This window comes from Arhodomonas sp. KWT (assembly GCF_010993615.1).
In genome coordinates this window covers 1-558 of the sequence record NZ_WNXE01001066.1, presented here as the reverse complement: position 1 = coordinate 558, position 558 = coordinate 1, and the positions used below count along the sequence as shown (strand labels likewise).

Annotated in this window: 1 pseudogene; it reads left to right on the top strand. The window is 67.6% G+C overall.

The annotated features are described in order from the left end of the window. Positions 1 to 148: 148 nt before the first annotated feature. Positions 149 to 558 (top strand): annotated as a pseudogene (locus G7A99_RS24175) (hypothetical protein); the annotation flags it as partial.

Below are 558 nucleotides of genomic sequence, written 5' to 3'. Positions count from 1 at the left end.
GGGCACGATTTATGTTGATTTGCGTCAACACCGGACACCGGGAGGCCTTCCCGCTTATTCCAGGTATGCCATGCTAATGCGGCGCTTCGGCATGCCGGCCGGCGACGGCGCCGGACGGGGTGCACATCCAGTAACCGCGGAATGAACGATGGCCGATCAACCTCTTCCGGGCGGGCAGCCCAACGAGCGTCGCACCGCCCCCACCATGGGCGGTCCCGGCACCGAGCAGACGACCACCGAGGTGCTGCGGGTAACCATTGACGACCTGCTGAGCGCCCGCCACCACTCGCCGGACTTCACCGCGATCCGCGCGGACTACCTGCGCGCCCGGCTTCAGGTGATGCAGCTGGTATTCGCGCTCGGCTTCCTTGCCTGGATCCCGCTGGACTTTCTGCTGCTTCACACCCGCGAGGCGCTGCTCATCGCCATCGCCCGCGGCAGCCTCGCGGCGGCCCTGTGCGCGCTCTGGCTCGCCGCCCGCCCGGTCCGCGGCAATTACCGGCGGATACTGGGACTGATCGCGGCGAGCGTGTTCGCCATTGCCGTGTTCTATGCCGT